Genomic DNA, 16,657 nt, shown 5'->3' with positions numbered 1-16,657 from the left:
GCGCGCAGCGCCAGCCTTGAGCCCGCTCGATCACCGGTCTACTTCAACACAGTTGCTCCTCGGGGAGCGATGCACTATTGCCCCCGTCGCCTTGCCGATAACTGATGCCGCGGTCCGGTTGGGCCGCTCACATCACCGCAAGACTTGGCGCACAGACCCCGGGCGCCAGGACCACACGATTTTGCCGTACGCCGATCACACCGGTCGAGTGCGCGAGGCTCTTCGCTCACGGCTCTCCGCCCTGCGAAACCCTTGGCGCCGATGTAACCTGCGTCCACCGCCGCCCGGCCCGCGTGTCGTGACGATCGCGATACGCCCCTCTTGCCTGGGCCGGGTTGCCGCGACACATACGCGATTTCCGAATTTCGGTAAAGCGGAATGTTTTGGATGGCGCGCGTTGACCCACGGCTGGCGTGTTTTGCCCGTCAGGCAACACAAGACCTTGTAGCCTTCCCCTCGTCATTCCGGGGCGACGACGTCGCAAGCCCTGAATGACAGCTGTGGCTGCATTTGCCCATCCCGCCGCCGCGCTGGTATGGTTCCTGCAAGCTGCCTCGGCTTCCGCAATCTCCTGACAAGATCCTTAAAATGCCAAGCTCAAGACCCGACCGCATCCGCAAGCTGCTCGCCGACCTCGTTGCTTTCGACACCGTCAGCGACCGCACCAACCTGCCTCTGATCACCCATATCGAAAGCTATCTCGCCACGTTCGGCATCAAGTGCGAGCGCATCGTCGATGAGACCGGCGAGAAAGCCTCGCTGTGGGTCACCATTGGACCGGAGGACCGTCCCGGCCTGGTGCTGTCGGGCCACACCGATGTCGTGCCCGTGGTCGGCCAGGACTGGAGCCACGATCCGTTCAAGCTCGTCGAGCGTGACGGCAGGCTCTACGGCCGCGGCACCACCGACATGAAGGGCTTTGTCGCGGTGTGCCTCGCGATGGTGCCGGAGATCGTGGAGGCGAAGCTCAAGACGCCGATTCATCTGGCGATCTCCTATGACGAGGAGATCGGCTGCGTCGGCGTGCGGCCGATGCTGCGCGAGGTGGCGAAGAAACGCGTAAAACCGCTCGGCTGCTTTGTCGGCGAGCCGACCGAGATGAAGGTCATCATCGGCCACAAAGGCAAGCACGGTGTCCGCGCCACGTTTCGCGGCCTCGCCCGCCATTCCTCGATCGCGCCCGACGGCGTCAACGCGATCGAATATGCCGCAGAACTGATCACCGAAATCCGTCGTCGCGCGGTAAAACTCGCGGCCGCGCGATCAACGGACAGCCTTTACGACGTTCCGCACTCGACGCTGCTCACCAGCATCGTGCATGGCGGCGCCGCGCTGAACATCGTGCCGGATACCTGCACGGTGGATTTCGAATGCCGCGGCATCGGCATCACCGAGTCCAAAGAGGTGACCGATGCGATCGTCGCCTGGGCCAAGGCCGAGCTCGAGCCCGCGATGAAGAAACAGCATCCGGAGTGCGGCATCGGGTTCGAGGAAATCCTCGACTATCCCGCGCTCGACACGGCCGCCAACGCCGCCATCGTCACGCTGGCCAAGAGCCTTGCGGGGCGCAACGATCACGCCAAGGTCGCGTTCGGCACCGAGGCGAGCCTGTTCGCCAGCATGGCCGATATTCCCTCGGTAGTGATCGGCCCGGGATCCATCGCGCAGGCGCATACGCCGGACGAGTTCGTCGAGATGGCGGAGCTGGAGAAGTGCGCGGGGTTCGTGGAGAGGCTGATTGCGCATTGTGTGAGGGAGTAGAGCGCTAGCATGCGGAACCGCCCGCATGAGCGAAGCGAGATGCGAGACCGCCGTCCCGGCTATTGCTTCGCTCACCGGGCCCTACAACATCAGCGCTCCTGCAAGGCCAGCCGCACACCGACGGCGCAGTAAACTGCGCCGACCAACTTGCCTTGCCACCTGACAATTGCCGGATGGCGGCGAACGAGGTTGCCAAGACGTCCCGCACCGACGGCGAATACGACGGTGCTGACGAGGCCGAGCAACACGAATATGGCTCCCAGAATCGCAAGCTGAAGCACGACCGGCCCGTTGTCCGACCGGACGAACTGCGGCAGGAAGGCGAGAAAGAACAGCGCGGTCTTCGGATTCAGAACCTCCGCCACGATCGCCTGTCGGAACGCTTGACCCGCAGTGATCGCCAAGGTCCGGGCGCTGATTCCCAGTGGAGGCTTTTCCAGCATCGCGCGAATGCCGAGGTAAATGAGGAAGGCTGCCCCCGCATATTTGACGATGCTGAACAAGAGTGCCGACGTAGCGATGATCGCCGAGAGGCCGACGATCGCCATCATTGTGTGGACGATGTCTCCCGCAGCGATCCCCGCCCCTGTCGCGATGCCAACCTTCGTTCCGGAACTGGCCGCGCGCGCCATGGTGAGGAGCGTGGCTGGTCCAGGGATGAACACAAAGCCGAGCACGATAATGATGTAGGTGATCAGGGTGGTCAGATCGATCATGCACGGGCTCCACGGGGCGGGTTGATCTAGCAGGCTTTGCGACGGCGAATAGCCCACCGGCACAAGCAGCCGGTCGTCGATCTGGCCAACCATCAAGCCGTGCTCGGCATCCAGTACGCCGCGACATCTCGGTCCAGGCGATGCTGCCTCTGGAACACTGATTGCCCGCCTTCGCGGGCAATGACATCGCGTGTTTGGAGACGGCGACGCAAACAAAAAAGCGCGGCCAGTGGCCGCGCCTTCGCTCTTCCTATACCGCGCCCGCCTTCTGCGCGTAGTCCCATGAGGCCTTTGACAGCGGCACGGTGCGCTTGGCCGATTCCAGCGCCTTGGCATTGGCGGCGGTGCCGTCGCGGATACGGCCGGCGATACCCTGCGTGATACCAGCGAGGCGGAACAGATTGTAGGAGAAGTACCAGTTGAGGTCCGGCACGTTCATCTTGGTGACGTTGCAGTAGATTTGCGCGGCCTCTTCCAGGCTCGGGATGTTGAGCGCCTTGAGGTCGACGCCCTCGAGGCCCGGCATGATCCACTGCATCAACAGATAGGTAAAGTCGGCCATGGGATCGCCGAGCGTCGACAGCTCCCAGTCCAGCACCGCCTGCACCCGCGGTTCCGTCGCGTGGAAAATCATGTTGTCGAGGCGATAGTCGCCGTGGACGATGGAGACGCGCGCCTGCTCCGGCACGGTCTTGGGCAGCCATTCGGCGACCTTCTCGAACTCCGGAATGTGCTGGGTTTCGGAGGCGCGGTATTGCTTAGTCCAGCGGTCGATCTGGCGCGCGAAATAATTGCCGGGCTTACCGAAGTCGCCAAGGCCGATCGCAACCGGATCGAACATGTGGAGCTTCGCCAGCGTCTCGATCTTGCTGGTGAAGATCTTTCGGCGCACATCGGCATTCTGGCTCGGCAGCGTTGGATCCCAGAACACGCGGCCCTCTTCCATCGACATGATGTAAAAGGCAGCGCCAATGACGCTATCGTCCTGGCACAGCGCATAGGCGCGTGCGACCGGAAAGCCTTGCTTTCCAAGCGCTGCGATCACGCGGTATTCGCGATCGACGGCGTGCGCCGAAGGCAGCAATTTGCCGAATGGCTTTCGGCGCATCACATAGGAACGGTTCGGCGTGTCGAGCCGGTAGGTCGGGTTGGACTGGCCGCCCTTGAACTGGAGCACGACCAGCGGGCCCTCATAGCCTTCGACGTTGTCGCGCATCCAGGCCTCGAGCCGCAGCTCGTCGAAACGATGCCGCTCCTCGACCGGCTTGGTGCCCGAGAACTCCTCGTCTTTCCTGACGCCGTCAGCCACGATGACGCTCCCTCTTCAGTCCTGACCATTTCAGGTCGAGCATGATCCTAATCGGTAACCACTGACGCACTTGCGTCAAGCGGTCATCCGACGCGGATCATGCCCTGTCGTTTCTTCAAGTCGGGATCGCCGTCCGGCTCTCCCGCTTAGTTTTAGTGACTTGGAGAGTTTGCATACTTCCGAAGTTCAAGTCTGGCAATGGCGCGATTGTGCACCTCATCCGGACCGTCGGCGAGCCTCAGCGTGCGAATGTGGGCGTAGTCCTTGGCAAGGCCGGCCTCGTCCGACACGCCCGCGCCGCCAAAGGCCTGGATCGCCTCGTCGATGATCTTCAGCGCCATATTGGGGGCTGCGACCTTGATCATGGCGATCTCGGCCTGCGCAGTCTTGTTGCCGACCTTGTCCATCATGTCGGCCGCCTTGAGGCACAGAAGACGCGTCATCTCGATATTGGTGCGGGCCTCGCCAATGCGCTGCTCCCACACCGAGTGCTCGACGATCTTCTTGCCGAAGGCGGTGCGCGAGGCGAGCCGCTTCACCATCTTCTCCAGCGCCTCCTCGGCCTTGCCGATGGTGCGCATGCAGTGATGGATGCGGCCAGGGCCGAGCCGGCCCTGCGCGATCTCGAAACCGCGGCCTTCCCCTAACAGGATGTTCTCCTTCGGCACCCGCACGTTCTCGAGCAGCACCTGAGCATGGCCGTGCGGCGCATCGTCGAAGCCGAACACGGGCAGCATCTTCTCGACCTTGATGCCGGGCGTGTCGAGCGGAACCAGGATCTGCGACTGCTGCTGGTGCTTGGCCGCCTTGAAATCGGTCTTGCCCATCAGGATCGCGATCTTGCAGCGGGGATCGCCGACGCCGGACGACCACCATTTGCGGCCGTTGATGACGTAGTGATCACCGTCTTTCTCGATGCGGGTCTCGATATTGGTGGCGTCCGACGAGGCCACCGCCGGTTCCGTCATCAGGAAGGCGGAGCGGATCTCGCCGTCCATCAGTGGGCGCAGCCATTTGCGCTTCTGCTCCTTGGTGCCGTAGCGGATGAACACTTCCATGTTGCCGGTGTCGGGCGCCGAGCAGTTGAATACCTCCGAGGCCCAGGTGATGCGGCCCATCTCTTCCGACAGCAGCGCGTATTCGAGATTGGTCAGTCCCGCGCCGCGGAATTCGTCGTCCTCGTGCTCGGACGGCGGCATGAACATGTTCCACAGGCCTTCCGCCCTGGCCTTCTTCTTGAGGTCTTCCAGGATCGGAATCACCTTCCAGCGGTCGCCGCTCTTGTCCTGCTGGTCGTAGACCGGCACCGCCGGGCGCACGTGCTTGGTCATGAAAGACCGCACGCGGTCGAGCCATTCCTTCTGCTTGGGCGACAGATCGAAATCCATGGGACGCTCCTCGTCTTGCTCTTTGAACAATTTCTCTGACGCCGAACTGTCCTGCCGCTGCGCCCGGCCCGCAAGCGCGAATGCGCGCGCGTTGCGGCCGTTCGGAACGGAATCGCGAGTTGCGAACGAGTCCCGATTGCGGATTGACAATTTCCGGCCTTCAAACGATAGTTTCATACAACTGTTTGAATTGCAACTCCCCTCATCCAGGGCACCCATGGCCAGCGATCATACGAGGTCTGCCATTCTCGCCGCCGCCGAACGGCTCTATGCCGATCGCGGCTTCGGCGACGTGACGCTGCGCGACATCGTCGCGGCGGCCAATGTCAATCTGGCCGCGGTGAACTATCATTTCGGCTCGAAGGATGAATTGATCGCGGAATTGTTCGTCACGCGCTCGATCGCGACCAATCGCGAGCGCCTGCGGGAATTGAAGGCGGCGGAAGAACAGGGCGGCGGCTGCGCGCCGATTGAGGTCATCCTGCGCGCGCTGGTCGGACCGACGTTGCGCGGCTGCCTCGGCCCTGAGAACCAGCGCTCGACCGCGGCGCGCTTCATGATCCGCGCCTCGATCGAGTCCGTGCCGCCGATCCGCCGCATCAAGAACCGCGAGATCGACCATTTGCGCAAATTTGCCGGCGCGATGCGCAGGTCCCTGCCCGACCGCAGCGAGGTCGATATCTATTGGGGCCTGAACTTCGCGCTCGCCATGGCGCACCACACCATCCGTGAGAGCGAGCGGCTGACGAAGCTGTCGGAGGGCAAATGCGACCTCGATGACGTCGAGGACGTGGTCGCGCGCGTCGTCCGCGTCGCGACGATGGCGCTGACGGCGGGCCGGAGCGAGACGAAGGCGCCGGCGCGGGCGCTGGCACGCGACGCGCGTTGATCAAACAGGCTCGCTCAGGGCCGATACGGCCTCACTTCCCGCTTGCGGGAGACGTCGGAATTTCGCGTGCAGGGGTCACGCCCGCTGCGGCATCTCCTCGGCCTCTTCTTTGGCGAGCAGCAGCAGCATCTCGATGCCCATCTCGCCTTCCTGCGGCGAACGGATGAACTTGATCTCATCGGAACTTTGCCGCAGCGCGGCAATGATGGCGACGGCCTGATTGGCGGTGGCCGCCTCGGTCGCCAGAATATCCTTCTGGTTCTTGGCCTGGAACCCGATCGTGTAGGACATTCGCTTTCCTCCCGAACTTAAGTGGGAAGATCGGATCAGAATCGGGCGGGAAGCGAAAGCCTGTGCGACTACGGATCGGGATTATCTGGGGGATTGCGCACAAGCTTCACGCAAGCCGGGTCGCGCCGGCTTGCTCGATGCGAGTTGGGCTCGCGGACAGGGCGAAGCGACCGCTAAATGATCCCGTGCTGCTTCAGCTCCTCGACCTTGCCTGCATCATAGCCGAGCTTGCCGGCGAGCACCTCCTCGGTATGCTCGCCCAAGAGCGGCGGCGCGCGGTAGTCCTTGATCGGCGTCTCCGACAAAGTGAGCGCGTTGCGAACCAGCGACAGATCGGGCTCGAAGGGATGATTGACCTTCACCCGCATGCCGCGCGACTGGACGTGCGGATCGGAAAACACCTGCTCGAAATTGTTGATCGGCCCTGAGGGCACGCCGGCCTCCTCCAGCTTTTCCAGCCAATAGGCCACCGGCTTCTTCAGGAACAGGCCGGCGAAGATCGCCATGATCTCCTTTCCGTGCACGACGCGGTCGTTGTTCTTGATGAAGCGCGGATCGCTCGCGAGCTCGGGCGCGCCGAGCACGGCGCAGGTGCGCTGGAACTGGCCGTCATTGCCGACCACCAGCATCAGCTCGCCATCGGTGCAGCGGAACACGCCGGCCGGCATGCCGCCATTGCCCCAGGTGCCGCGGCGCGGCGGGGTCTTGCCGTTGACGAGGTAGATCTGGAGCCAGTGCGACAGGGATGCGATGACGGTATCGAACAGGCAGACGTCGATGTGCTGTCCCGCCCCGCCATTGGCGTCACGGTGGTAGAGCGCCGAGAGAATCCCGATCGATGAATTCATGCCGGTCATGTAGTCGACTATGGAAGGACCGACCTTCATCGGGCCCTCGCCCGGCTCGCCATCGATATGGCCGGTGACACTCATCAACCCGCCCATCGCCTGCAGAATCGCGTCATAGCCGGCGCGCGGCGCGTATGGGCCGGTCTGGCCGAAGCCGGTCACCGAGCAATAGATGATGCTGGGATTGATCGCCTTCATCGATTCATAGTCGAGGCCGTAGCGCTTGAGATCGCCGACCTTGTAATTCTCCATGAAGACGTCGACGTCCTTGGCGAGCTCGCGGATGATGGCCTGCCCCTCGGGCTTGGCGATGTTGACGGTGACCGATTTCTTGTTGCGGTTGGCGCAGAGGTAAAACGAGTTGTTGTTGTTCGCCTTGCCCTCGGGATCGGTCAGGTAAGGCGGGCCAAAGGCGCGCGCGTCGTCGCCGGTACCCGGCCGCTCGATCTTGATGACCTCCGCACCCAGGTCTCCCAGCATCTGCGCCGACAAGGGCCCGGCGAGCACGCGGGTGAGGTCAAGGATCTTGATGCCTGAAAGCGGCAAAGCCGACATGTCGATTTCCTCCGGGGAACTGGGATCTTGGCGCGGCGGCTCGAAAGCTCTGGCCGCGCACCCCGCGGATACACCATTTTCGGGCATCGAGCACTGCACTGGCGGCATACGGCCATCCCCACCCGGCAGCAGGATCGGCCGGTTGTCGAATTCCGCGCCGCGAAGATTGTCTTAGGTCAGAGCTGCAGCAGCGGTTCGCGGCCGCCGCCGCCCGAGCAGGACCAGGATCAGCACGGTTGCGCAGGAGCAGACGAAGGTGAGACCGAGCGCAGCGCGGCTGCTGAACTCCGTGAGCAATCCGACGAGGAGCGGCGGCGAGATTGCGGAGGCGAGATTGAGCGGCAGCGCGATCATCGACATCGCCTTGGCGAACTCGGCCTGGTCGTAGAACACCAGCGGGATGGTCGCGCGCGCCACCGCCATCGCGCCGCTGCCGGCGCCATAGAGCAGGATGAAGACCGCGACCGCCCAGGTCGTACCCTCGCTCATCATCAGGAGCAGCATCGCCACGGGCAATGCCGTGCCTGCGACGAGGCCGGTCGTGATGCCGTCCCATCGCCCGCCTCCAAGGAAGTCCAGTCCGCGCGCGCTGACCTGGATCACACCGAGCATCGAGCCGAAGGCAATGGCCTGTGCTGGCGCCAGCCCCTCGGCGCGGAGCAGCTCGATGAGAATGGCGGAGAGGCCGAAATTGACGAAGGCGTTGAGGGTGATCGCGGCAACGACGAGACGGAATGTGCTCCGCGCAAATGCAGGCGCCTCTGCAGGCTCGGCCGGCGCACCGCCATCGCTATCCGCGCCTCTCCGACGCGGAGCCGCGAACGCATAGAGCGGAAGCGAAACGAGGATCGTCATGGCTGCATAGACGAGGCATGTTCCACGCCAGCCGAGGTGACCGCTCAGGAACGAGGTGGCCGGCCAGAAGATGCTGTTGGACAGTCCCGTCACCAGCATGAGCGCGCCGATCGCGCTCTTGGCCTGCCGCCCGGCGACCTCGTTCAGCATGATATAGGCGCCGGTCGACAAGGTCGCGCTGCCGGCGATGCCGAGCACGATCCAGGCGGTGAAATAGAGCATCGGCTCGCGCGCGAGCGACAGCAGCACGAAACCCGGCGCGGTCACGACCGTGCCGATCATCATGATCGGCCGCGCGCCATGCCGCGCAAAGGACTTGGCGAGCCAGGGGGCGCACAGTCCCATCGCGACGTAAAGAACGGATGTCCCCGCGAATACCGCCGGCAGGCTCATGCCCAGATCGGCTGCAAGATCGCGCCCGACAATGGCGGGAAGCCCGATCGTGCCCCACCCGACCAGCTGCGTGATCGCGAGCACCAGCAGGACGCCGATTAGCCTGCTGTCAGACTTCAAGAACCGCATTCCCGATATCGCCTGCCCGCCGGGCGCGGATCGCGCCAGCAAGCCCGTTTTACCGGTAGACTCAGCTTGCGGGAATATCGGTTCCGAATGGCACCGCGGCGCCAGCCGCAGAGCACGCCCGTGTCAGGACGTGTGGCCCGGCTCGATATGCTTCGGCGTCTTCTTTTCGCGCTGCGGGGTCATTTTGGCGGGATCTGGCGCATCCGGGACGCCGCGCGGGCCGAGCTGATGGATGTCGTCTTCGGACAGCGGCGGCTCGACGCCATTCTGCTCACGAGGCTTGGTCATCGTGGCCTCCTCTAGATGCTATTCCGCGGCCCCTAGACACCGAGCGCGGTCTCGCCTGCCTCACGGCCGGGCACGCTGACATGGACTTCATGTCCCTCACGAAGGGCCAAGGATGCCGCGGCAACCGCCGACTCGAATGCAGCTTCCTTGGTAGCGTATCGGCTCTTGACGTCCCCGTCGTGCAGCACGCCCCATTCGTCCTGCACCGGCACGACGGCGTATTGAGCAAGACCCATTGTCCAAACTCCCGGCTTTGCGTTCAGAGATCGTCTGCCCGATAACGCGCGGGCGCGCCTAACGTTGCGTCAGCTGCGGATGCGCCGCCGTCACCCGCCACACGGTGTTGCCGCTGTCGTCGGCCACCAGCAGCGCGCCGGTCTTGTCGATGGCGACGCCAACGGGGCGACCGCGCGCCTGATTGTCGCTGTTAAGGAAGCCGGTGACGACGTCCTGCGCCGGCCCGCTCGGCTTGCCGTCCGCAAACGGCACAAACACGACCTTGTAGCCGTTCAGCACCTGCCGGTTCCAGCTGCCGTGCTCCCCGACGAAGGCGCCGTTGCGATAGGCGGCCGGCAGGCTGGTGCCGGCGGAGAAAGCCATCCCCAGCGGGGCGACATGCGAGCTCAGGGCATAGTCCGGCACGATCGCGTTGGCCACGAGGTCCGGCCGCTCCGGCTTGACGCGGGGATCGACGTGCTGGCCCCAATAGCTGTAAGGCCAGCCGTAGAAGCCGCCGTCCCTGACGGACGTCATGTAGTCGGGCACGAGATCGGGACCGATCTCGTCGCGCTCGTTCACCACTGTCCACAATGCGCCGGTCTGCGGCTCGAAGCTGAGGCCGTTCGGATTGCGCAGGCCGCTTGCGAAGAGGCGCCAGCGGCCGCCGGCACGATCGACCTCGAGGATAGCGGCGCGATTGTGCTCGGCCTCCATGCCGTTCTCGGTGATGTTGCTGTTGGAGCCGACGCCGGCATAGAGTTTTGAGCCGTCGGGGCTAGCGACCAGGCTCTTGGTCCAATGATGATTGATCGGCCCGCCTGGCAGCGGCGTCAGCACCGTGCCGGGTGCGGTGATCTTCGTGTCGCCCTCGGTATAGGGATATTTCACGATCGCGTCGGTGTTGGCGACATAGAGATCGTTGCCGACCAGCGCGACGCCGAACGGCGAGTTGAGATGGTCGAGGAAGACGCTTTGCGTGTCAGGCACGCCGTCGCCATTGCTGTCGCGCAGGAGCGTGATGCGGTTACCCGGTCCGGTGTCGCCGCCGCCCGAGGTCGCCCAGGACTCGATATATCCCATCACGATTTCCTTGGGACGCTTGATCGAGGCGCCCTTCGGCGCCTTGGACTCCACCACCAGCACGTCGCCATTGGGCAGCACATAGAGGGATCGCGGATGCTGCAAGCCGGTTGCGAACGCCTTGGCCTGCAAGCCCTGCGCAACGGTCGGCGTCTCGTCCTTCTTCCAGCCGACGATGCGGGCGATGTGGACCGGCGGCAGCAGATATTGCTGGATATCCGGCAGCGTCGGATTGGGGCCGATTTGCGCCTTGGGATCGCCACTGCCGTCATTGCAGCCGGCCAGACACAGCAACGAAGAGCACAGCAGCGCGCGGGTGAGCTTTGCCATCATCGTGCAACTCCGACGCCGTGGCGATACACCATGGCCCAGCCGAGCCAGCCGGTGACGGGCAGGATCAGCACGGTAATCACCGAAAGAGCGAGCCCGGTCGGCCACACCGAGGTCCAGGCATCGCGCATGTGAATCATCGTATTGAAGATCGCAAGGATCAGCGCCACAGCGTTGCCGATCAGATGCGGCCAGGCCGGCGGCTGCGTCCGCACCAGTCGGTTGCCGAGGAAATCAATGAGGCCTGCAATGGCCGCGAGCACGCCGAAGATAACGCCGAAGAGCAGAAGCCAGGCGGAAAAATTCGCCCACATGATCTCGGCGCTCGCGACATAGGCGATGTCGGTAAGCAGCGCCCCGATGAAACACGCGATCGGGATCGGCACCAGCATCGGATGAATCGGATGGCCCGCGATCTGCGCCGTGGAGCGCACACGCATGTCGTCTTGCACGGTCGGCCTCGTGTGACTTTCGCCCCGCCCGACCGGGAAACTCATGCTTGCGGCGATGGTTCCTGAGCGGATTGATCGCCCAGGCGCGCCCACATATTCGGCATCGCGCCGAGTGGGAAGTCTGCGGCCCGGCCCGGATCGTCGGTTCTAGCCAAAGCCGGCTTGCCCGAAACCGACGTTACTCAAGGTCAAAACAGCGGAGCTCCCTGCCGCAGATTCATGTGCCGGTTGACGTCCTTGTAAAGCAGATAGCGAAACCGACCGGGGCCTCCTGCGTAGCACGCCTGCGGGCAGAAGGCGCGCAGCCACATGTAGTCTCCGGCCGCGACCTCGACCCAGTCCCGATTGAGACGGTACACGGCCTTGCCCTCGAGGACATATAATCCGTGCTCCATGACGTGCGTCTCTGCAAAGGGGATCGTCGCACCCGGCTCGAACGTGACGATATTGATGTGCATGTCATGCCGCATGTCGGCCGGATCGATGAAGCGCGTGGTTGCCCACCTTCCCTCAGTGCCCGGCATCGGTACCGGTTCAACCGAGTCTGCATGGGTCACAATCGCCTCGGGCTCGGCCAATCCGGGCACGCGCTGATACAGCTTGCGGATCCAGTGAAGCTGCGCCGGGCTCTGGCCCCGGTTGCGAATGCTCCAGGCGCAACCGGGTGGCAGATAGGCGAAGCCGCCCGGCCTGAGCTCATGCTCCTCGTCCGCCAATTTGAGGAGCAACCTGCCGCCCACGACGAACAACGCGCCCTCGGCGTCTTTGTCCGGTTCGGGAACTTCACTTCCTCCATCCCGCGCGATCTCCATAAGATAATGGGAGAACGTCTCCGCGAAGCCGGAGAGCGGTCGCGCCAGCACCCAGACGCGCGTATCCTTCCAGTGCGGCAGGTGGCTGACCACGATGTCGCGCTGCACGCCGTTGGGGATGACCGCGTAGGCGTTGGTAAAGACCGCCCGGCCACTGAGAAGATCCGTCTGGGGCGGAAGGCCCCCTTGCGGGATGTGATAGGTTTGCGATGACATCATCGAGCCTCGTGGACGTTACGGGGGGTCAGCTTGCGGCCGTCTTGGGATCGAGTTGCATCGTCTCGTCTAGCCAATATTCTTCGAGATTGTTACCACCACCCTTTCGATCGACGACAAGGAACGAGCTTGCGTCCTTGACCACCAGAAGCGGGTGGTGCCAGCAGTTTCGGGCATAGTTCACGCCTTGGTTGCCATTGGCAGCGAACGCCCGATAGGTCGAAGGTGTGTGCGGGTCGGTGCAAACGACGACCAGCCAGTTTCCTCCGTTCAAGGGCATGAACAGCTGGCTTCCAAGTGGATGGCGCTCCATCAGGCGAATGGCGATGGGCGCGGGCCGCGCAGAGGCGACAAACCAGCTGATGTTGATTTGTCCGCCGTCCGCACCGACATCGATATTGGCGAGTTCGTTGTAGCGCGCGGCATATCCCTGGTTGATCGAGAGGGGCGTCAACCCTTCCGTTTCGACGACCTCTCCGAACGGAGCGAACGCCTGCCTCATCAATGGCTCAATCGAGAGTTTTGCCATGTCAACCACATGCCTCTGCATTCAAAGCGTCTGCAGGCCCGCGACGGGAGCGTTCGCGCCGGCCGGATCGATCTGCACGTTCTCGCTTGAAGGAACGATCTCACCATCGAGAATGCGATGCGCCTTCGCGCGATCGAGGTCCCCCTCCCACGAGGCGACGACCACCGTGGCAACGCAGTTTCCGACATAATTGCCGAGCGCGCGGGCGATGCCGATGAACCAGTCCACCGACAAGATCAGCACCAGTCCGATCGCCGGGATGGCCGGAATGGCTGCCAGCGTCGCCGCGAGGACGACAATGGCCGAGCCCGGGACGCCATGAGCTCCCTTGGACGTGAGCAACGCGACGCCGAGGATCGCCAGGAGATCGCCCGTGGCGAGTGGTGTGTTCGTCGCCTGTGCAATGAAGACCGCCGCCAGGGTCAAGTAGATCGAGAAGGCATCCAGATTGAATGAGTACCCTGTCGGGATGACCAAACCGACCGTCGACCGCTTGATCCCGAGCTGTTCGAGCTTGCGCATGGTCTGCGGAAGCACGCTGTCGCCTGCGGCCGTGCCGAGAACGATCATCAGCTCTTCACGCAGATAGACCAGCAACTTGAACAGGCTGAAGCCCGAGAGCCGCATGATCGCTCCGAGCACGACGACCACGAAGAAGAACACCGCCAGATAGAACAGGGCAACAAGCCCCCCGAGCTGCTTCAGTGAACCGATGCCATACTTGCCGACAGTGAAGGCGATCGCACCGAAGACGCCGAGCGGGGCGAGCCGGACGACGAAGTTCATCATCTTGAAGATGATCTCGTTCACCCGCTCGACGAAATCGACGACTGGCCTCGCGCGCTCGCCGCACAACGACATGGCACAACCAAACATGATCGAGACGATCAGGACCTGCAGAACATCGCCGGAGCTGAAGGCTCCGACGATGGTCGACGGGATGAGCTTCATCAGGAATTCGGAGACGCCTCCGCCGGCGACCTGAGCGGCGGTCTGGCTGAACCCGCTAAGCGCCTTGGCGTCCAGCGTCCTTGGATCGATGTTCATTCCGGCGCCGGGCTGAAAATAGTAAGCAAGCGCGATGCCGAACACCAAGGCGATGGTGGTGACGATCTCGAAATAGAGAAGCGAGCGGATGCCCACCCTTCCAACCTTTGAAAGGTCGCCGGCCGCCGATATTCCCTGCACCACCACGCAAAACACGATGACGGGCACCAGCATCTTGATGAGTTTGATAAAGCCGTCGCCCAGCGGCTTCATCTGCAATGCAGTGTCCGGATAGGCCATGCCGAGAGCGATGCCGGCCGCGAGTGCAACGACCACTTGGAAGAAGAGTGACTTGAAAATCTTGGGCATGGCTTTCCTCGCTCCCTGGGCTTCCATTTGTCTGGCTTGGTCGGCCTTTAGCCTTCGCCACTCTTAGCGTTGGCGGCGACGTGAAGTCGCCGCGGATGGAGCCGTTCGGTCGCGGCAGCACGCGCGAGGTCTCCATCGGTCATTCGTTGACCAGCCTCGCTGCCGAGTCCAATATATAGAACGACACGATTGATAGGGTTTCACTATGGATCTGCGCCAGCTCCGGTACTTCATCGCGGTGGCCGAGGAGCGCAGCTTCACCCTTGCCGCCCGACGGCTGAACCTCTCGCAGCCGCCGCTCAGCCAACATATCCAGGCGCTCGAGGCCGAACTCGGCACCCAGCTCCTCTACAGGACCAGCCGCAGGGTCGAGTTGACGCAGGCCGGCGAAGCCATGCTGGTGCGGGGGCGCGCGATCCTGCAGCAGGTCAAAGCCACGGAAGATGAGGTTCGGTCGATCGGCGCCGGCTTGGTCGGAACGCTGGATGTCGGGGCGACCGGCTCCATCCTGCGCGGTCGTCTCGCCGAGCTGCTCGCGGCCTATCGGAAGGTTGCGCCATTGGTCAAGATGACGGTACATGAGCAGGCGCCGGCGCTGCAGATCGCCGCGCTCCTCAGCCGTGCCACCAACATCTGTCTCATTCGCGGCATTCCCGCCGAGCGCGACCTGACCAGCAAGCTGGCGTGGCGCGAAGAGGTCGTCCTGGCCGTGCCCCGCAGCCATCGGCTGGCGCAACGCAGGCGCATCGCCCTCGGCGATCTCGCCTCCGAGGATCACGTCGTCCTGGATCCGGACAGCTCGGATTTCGCCCGCTACGTGCGGAAGTGCTGTGTCGACGCCGGCTTTCTCCCAAAGGTTTCCCAGCAAGTCGTCGATGCCCAGTCGATCCCAAGTCTGATTGCCGCAGGTTTTGGTGTCGCACTCGTGCCGCAGTCGATTGAGCGGTTCACAACCACCGACATCGTATTCCGCCCGATCAGGCCCTCGCCGCCCACGGCCGATGTGTTTCTGGTGTTCAGGGAGGACGAGACGTCGATGGTGGTGCACAATTTCATCAGGCTCGCTCTTCGCTATCTCAACCAGCGAAGAGCCTGAGCCAGGCCCACGTCATCGGCCATGCCAGCAGGGACCGCCACCGCTCAGACCATTGCGATGGCCACGTGTGGCCGTCGTGCCGAAAGCACGGGACAAGCGCCGATCGTCGTCGATGAAGCGCGACGTGTCGGAATGAAACGTCCAAGCTGTTGAGAACATTGGAGCGGGTGAAGGGAATCGAACCCTCGTATTCAGCTTGGAAGGCTGCTGCTCTACCATTGAGCTACACCCGCGTCAGGGGCTCCCTAACACGGTCGGACGGCGGTCTCAACTGCCGCGACGGCGACTTTTCGCACAGCTTGCTTGCCTTACGAACCAGCTTGGGTTCCGGCCGATCCGCTCGCCCTTAACAGCGGCGGCCTTACAACCTATATTGAAATCTCCCGAAACCAACGAAAGGAGGTGATCCAGTGTCTTATCTCAAGCGCTGTCACCTCGCTGGGATCGCCCGCTAGGCTCTAGACAAAAGGCTTGGCATCAGGGCGCTCTCAGCCCTGGACCAGCGAGCAAGAAATCGGGCGCGACGGGGCACTCCCCGCCGCGCCTTTTCCTTTTCAGATTTGCCCTGATCGGGAGGGTCGGGACCGCTCGCCGGCTCAGCTCGTGCGAAGCCGTTCGCGCAGCGCAACGGCGGCGATCAGCATGCGGACGCACCATGCCATGACCGCGCGGTGAGGTTCCGCGCCGAGGAGCACCGTGCAGATGCTCGTGAGCAAGCATGGGGCAATCGCCTTGCCGATCCTGCTTGCCAGCGAGAGCAGGAACGGCATCGCCGCAATTGATATTTGCAGGACGTCCATGGTCGACCACCGCCCTGGGCAACGGCTTCAAAAACCGCAGATGTTGAGCGCACGCGGGCGTTTGCCGCGCCGGCTCTCCACGATCCGCTCGCCGCCATTTTCGGCCGAGCTGCCGTAATAGCGGTGATGGCCGGCCTGGTCGTGCAGATCGGCCGGTTCGGATTGTCCCGCCCGACGCGCGTCGCAGATGATCTTGATGGTGTGACCCGCCATTGCCGCCTCCAGCAAAAACCTTGTTGTTGTGGTCATCAGTCGCGACCGCTTTCGGCGGCGTTCACGCGGCACGGCCGTAATCGGGTTTCAGGACGGTTTCGTCGCTTGCCGGCCACGCAATATTCTGCTTCG

At 63.3% G+C, this 16,657-nt stretch carries 18 protein-coding genes and 1 tRNA gene; 3 read left to right on the top strand and 16 right to left on the bottom strand.

The annotated features are described in order from the left end of the window. Nucleotides 1–588 precede the first annotated feature (588 nt). A complete protein-coding gene (gene argE / locus IVA78_RS27685) occupies nt 589–1,761 on the top strand; it encodes an acetylornithine deacetylase (RefSeq protein ID WP_247276188.1) in 1,173 nt (390 codons plus the stop codon). A gap of 89 nt (nt 1,762–1,850) precedes the next feature. On the opposite strand, the gene IVA78_RS27680 is transcribed toward argE, so the two are convergent. The 3 genes from IVA78_RS27680 to IVA78_RS27670 all read right to left on the bottom strand — a co-directional run bounded on the left by IVA78_RS27680 (nt 1,851) and on the right by IVA78_RS27670 (nt 5,174). After that, the gene (locus tag IVA78_RS27680; RefSeq protein ID WP_247280955.1) at nt 1,851–2,477 is read right to left on the bottom strand and encodes a LysE family translocator; all 627 of its coding nucleotides are present in this window, start codon (nt 2,475–2,477) and stop codon (nt 1,851–1,853) included. 250 nt (nt 2,478–2,727) lie between these two features. After that, nucleotides 2,728–3,786: a phosphotransferase family protein gene (locus tag IVA78_RS27675; protein WP_247280954.1), complete on the bottom strand. Its 1,059-nt coding sequence runs from the start codon at nt 3,784–3,786 to the stop codon at nt 2,728–2,730. Nucleotides 3,787–3,938: 152 nt separating this feature from the next. Then, nucleotides 3,939–5,174 (bottom strand): acyl-CoA dehydrogenase family protein, encoded by a 1,236-nt coding sequence (locus IVA78_RS27670; protein WP_247280953.1) that lies wholly within the window; start codon nt 5,172–5,174, stop codon nt 3,939–3,941. Between the two features lie 217 nt (nt 5,175–5,391). Here IVA78_RS27670 and IVA78_RS27665 point away from each other — a divergent pair, with 217 nt between their 5' ends. After that, the gene (locus IVA78_RS27665; RefSeq protein WP_247280952.1) at nt 5,392–6,063 is read left to right on the top strand and encodes a TetR/AcrR family transcriptional regulator; all 672 of its coding nucleotides are present in this window, start codon (nt 5,392–5,394) and stop codon (nt 6,061–6,063) included. Between the two features lie 75 nt (nt 6,064–6,138). Here IVA78_RS27665 and IVA78_RS27660 read toward each other — a convergent pair whose 3' ends face one another. From IVA78_RS27660 to IVA78_RS27615, 10 genes are all read right to left on the bottom strand, one after another. Further along, the gene (locus IVA78_RS27660; protein ID WP_247280951.1) at nt 6,139–6,354 is read right to left on the bottom strand and encodes a hypothetical protein; all 216 of its coding nucleotides are present in this window, start codon (nt 6,352–6,354) and stop codon (nt 6,139–6,141) included. 173 nt (nt 6,355–6,527) lie between these two features. Continuing rightward, nucleotides 6,528–7,757, bottom strand: coding sequence for a CaiB/BaiF CoA-transferase family protein (locus tag IVA78_RS27655; RefSeq protein WP_247280950.1), 1,230 nt, complete (start codon nt 7,755–7,757; stop codon nt 6,528–6,530). Nucleotides 7,758–7,928: 171 nt separating this feature from the next. Continuing rightward, entirely contained in the window at nt 7,929–9,134 is a 1,206-nt protein-coding gene (locus IVA78_RS27650) for an MFS transporter (protein ID WP_247280949.1), read from the bottom strand. Nucleotides 9,135–9,257: 123 nt separating this feature from the next. Beyond that, the gene (locus IVA78_RS27645) at nt 9,258–9,422 is read right to left on the bottom strand and encodes a hypothetical protein (protein ID WP_247468740.1); all 165 of its coding nucleotides are present in this window, start codon (nt 9,420–9,422) and stop codon (nt 9,258–9,260) included. Nucleotides 9,423–9,454: 32 nt separating this feature from the next. Then, the gene (locus IVA78_RS27640) at nt 9,455–9,658 is read right to left on the bottom strand and encodes a hypothetical protein (protein ID WP_247280947.1); all 204 of its coding nucleotides are present in this window, start codon (nt 9,656–9,658) and stop codon (nt 9,455–9,457) included. Between the two features lie 58 nt (nt 9,659–9,716). Next, on the bottom strand, nt 9,717–11,054 hold the full coding sequence (locus tag IVA78_RS27635) for a sorbosone dehydrogenase family protein (protein WP_247280946.1): 1,338 nt from the start codon (nt 11,052–11,054) through the stop codon (nt 9,717–9,719). Next, a complete protein-coding gene (locus IVA78_RS27630) occupies nt 11,051–11,503 on the bottom strand; it encodes a DUF2231 domain-containing protein (protein ID WP_247280945.1) in 453 nt (150 codons plus the stop codon). The genes IVA78_RS27635 and IVA78_RS27630 overlap by 4 nt, the downstream gene beginning before the upstream one ends. 188 nt (nt 11,504–11,691) lie before the next feature. Continuing rightward, nucleotides 11,692–12,531 (bottom strand): bifunctional allantoicase/(S)-ureidoglycine aminohydrolase, encoded by an 840-nt coding sequence (locus tag IVA78_RS27625; protein WP_247280960.1) that lies wholly within the window; start codon nt 12,529–12,531, stop codon nt 11,692–11,694. Between the two features lie 28 nt (nt 12,532–12,559). Next, complete coding sequence (locus tag IVA78_RS27620) at nt 12,560–13,060, bottom strand: ureidoglycolate lyase (protein WP_247280944.1); 501 nt, start codon at nt 13,058–13,060, stop codon at nt 12,560–12,562. A gap of 21 nt (nt 13,061–13,081) precedes the next feature. After that, nucleotides 13,082–14,416, bottom strand: coding sequence for a C4-dicarboxylate transporter DctA (locus tag IVA78_RS27615; RefSeq protein WP_247280943.1), 1,335 nt, complete (start codon nt 14,414–14,416; stop codon nt 13,082–13,084). Between the two features lie 205 nt (nt 14,417–14,621). Between IVA78_RS27615 and IVA78_RS27610 the strand changes: the two genes are divergently transcribed. Then, nucleotides 14,622–15,512: a LysR substrate-binding domain-containing protein gene (locus tag IVA78_RS27610; RefSeq protein ID WP_247280942.1), complete on the top strand. Its 891-nt coding sequence runs from the start codon at nt 14,622–14,624 to the stop codon at nt 15,510–15,512. Between the two features lie 159 nt (nt 15,513–15,671). On the opposite strand, the gene IVA78_RS27605 is transcribed toward IVA78_RS27610, so the two are convergent. The 3 genes from IVA78_RS27605 to IVA78_RS27595 all read right to left on the bottom strand — a co-directional run bounded on the left by IVA78_RS27605 (nt 15,672) and on the right by IVA78_RS27595 (nt 16,525). After that, a tRNA-Gly gene (locus IVA78_RS27605) sits at nt 15,672–15,745 on the bottom strand. Nucleotides 15,746–16,108: 363 nt separating this feature from the next. Further along, a complete protein-coding gene (locus IVA78_RS27600) occupies nt 16,109–16,312 on the bottom strand; it encodes a hypothetical protein (protein ID WP_247280941.1) in 204 nt (67 codons plus the stop codon). 27 nt (nt 16,313–16,339) lie between these two features. Then, nucleotides 16,340–16,525: a hypothetical protein gene (locus tag IVA78_RS27595; RefSeq protein WP_247280940.1), complete on the bottom strand. Its 186-nt coding sequence runs from the start codon at nt 16,523–16,525 to the stop codon at nt 16,340–16,342. Nucleotides 16,526–16,657 lie beyond the last annotated feature (132 nt).

The sequence above is a fragment of the Bradyrhizobium sp. 137 genome (genome assembly GCF_023074095.1).
Lineage (GTDB): Bacteria > Pseudomonadota > Alphaproteobacteria > Rhizobiales > Xanthobacteraceae > Bradyrhizobium.
Note: the sequence above shows the minus strand (reverse complement) of the source record. Positions and strands in the feature narration are given on the sequence as shown.

What these genes read in the sequence shown, in the direction of transcription:
- argE (WP_247276188.1), top strand. Translation starts at nt 589, where the DNA reads ATGCCAAGCTCAAGACCCGACCGCATCCGCAAGCTGCTCGCCGACCTC.
- IVA78_RS27680 (WP_247280955.1), bottom strand. Translation starts at nt 2,477, where the DNA reads ATGATCGATCTGACCACCCTGATCACCTACATCATTATCGTGCTCGGC.
- IVA78_RS27670 (WP_247280953.1), bottom strand. Translation starts at nt 5,174, where the DNA reads ATGGATTTCGATCTGTCGCCCAAGCAGAAGGAATGGCTCGACCGCGTG.
- IVA78_RS27665 (WP_247280952.1), top strand. Translation starts at nt 5,392, where the DNA reads ATGGCCAGCGATCATACGAGGTCTGCCATTCTCGCCGCCGCCGAACGG.
- IVA78_RS27660 (WP_247280951.1), bottom strand. Translation starts at nt 6,354, where the DNA reads ATGTCCTACACGATCGGGTTCCAGGCCAAGAACCAGAAGGATATTCTG.
- IVA78_RS27655 (WP_247280950.1), bottom strand. Translation starts at nt 7,757, where the DNA reads ATGTCGGCTTTGCCGCTTTCAGGCATCAAGATCCTTGACCTCACCCGC.
- IVA78_RS27650 (WP_247280949.1), bottom strand. Translation starts at nt 9,134, where the DNA reads ATGCGGTTCTTGAAGTCTGACAGCAGGCTAATCGGCGTCCTGCTGGTG.
- IVA78_RS27645 (WP_247468740.1), bottom strand. Translation starts at nt 9,422, where the DNA reads ATGACCAAGCCTCGTGAGCAGAATGGCGTCGAGCCGCCGCTGTCCGAA.
- IVA78_RS27640 (WP_247280947.1), bottom strand. Translation starts at nt 9,658, where the DNA reads ATGGGTCTTGCTCAATACGCCGTCGTGCCGGTGCAGGACGAATGGGGC.
- IVA78_RS27635 (WP_247280946.1), bottom strand. Translation starts at nt 11,054, where the DNA reads ATGATGGCAAAGCTCACCCGCGCGCTGCTGTGCTCTTCGTTGCTGTGT.
- IVA78_RS27625 (WP_247280960.1), bottom strand. Translation starts at nt 12,531, where the DNA reads ATGTCATCGCAAACCTATCACATCCCGCAAGGGGGCCTTCCGCCCCAG.
- IVA78_RS27620 (WP_247280944.1), bottom strand. Translation starts at nt 13,060, where the DNA reads ATGGCAAAACTCTCGATTGAGCCATTGATGAGGCAGGCGTTCGCTCCG.
- IVA78_RS27615 (WP_247280943.1), bottom strand. Translation starts at nt 14,416, where the DNA reads ATGCCCAAGATTTTCAAGTCACTCTTCTTCCAAGTGGTCGTTGCACTC.
- IVA78_RS27610 (WP_247280942.1), top strand. Translation starts at nt 14,622, where the DNA reads ATGGATCTGCGCCAGCTCCGGTACTTCATCGCGGTGGCCGAGGAGCGC.
- IVA78_RS27600 (WP_247280941.1), bottom strand. Translation starts at nt 16,312, where the DNA reads ATGGACGTCCTGCAAATATCAATTGCGGCGATGCCGTTCCTGCTCTCG.
- IVA78_RS27595 (WP_247280940.1), bottom strand. Translation starts at nt 16,525, where the DNA reads ATGGCGGGTCACACCATCAAGATCATCTGCGACGCGCGTCGGGCGGGA.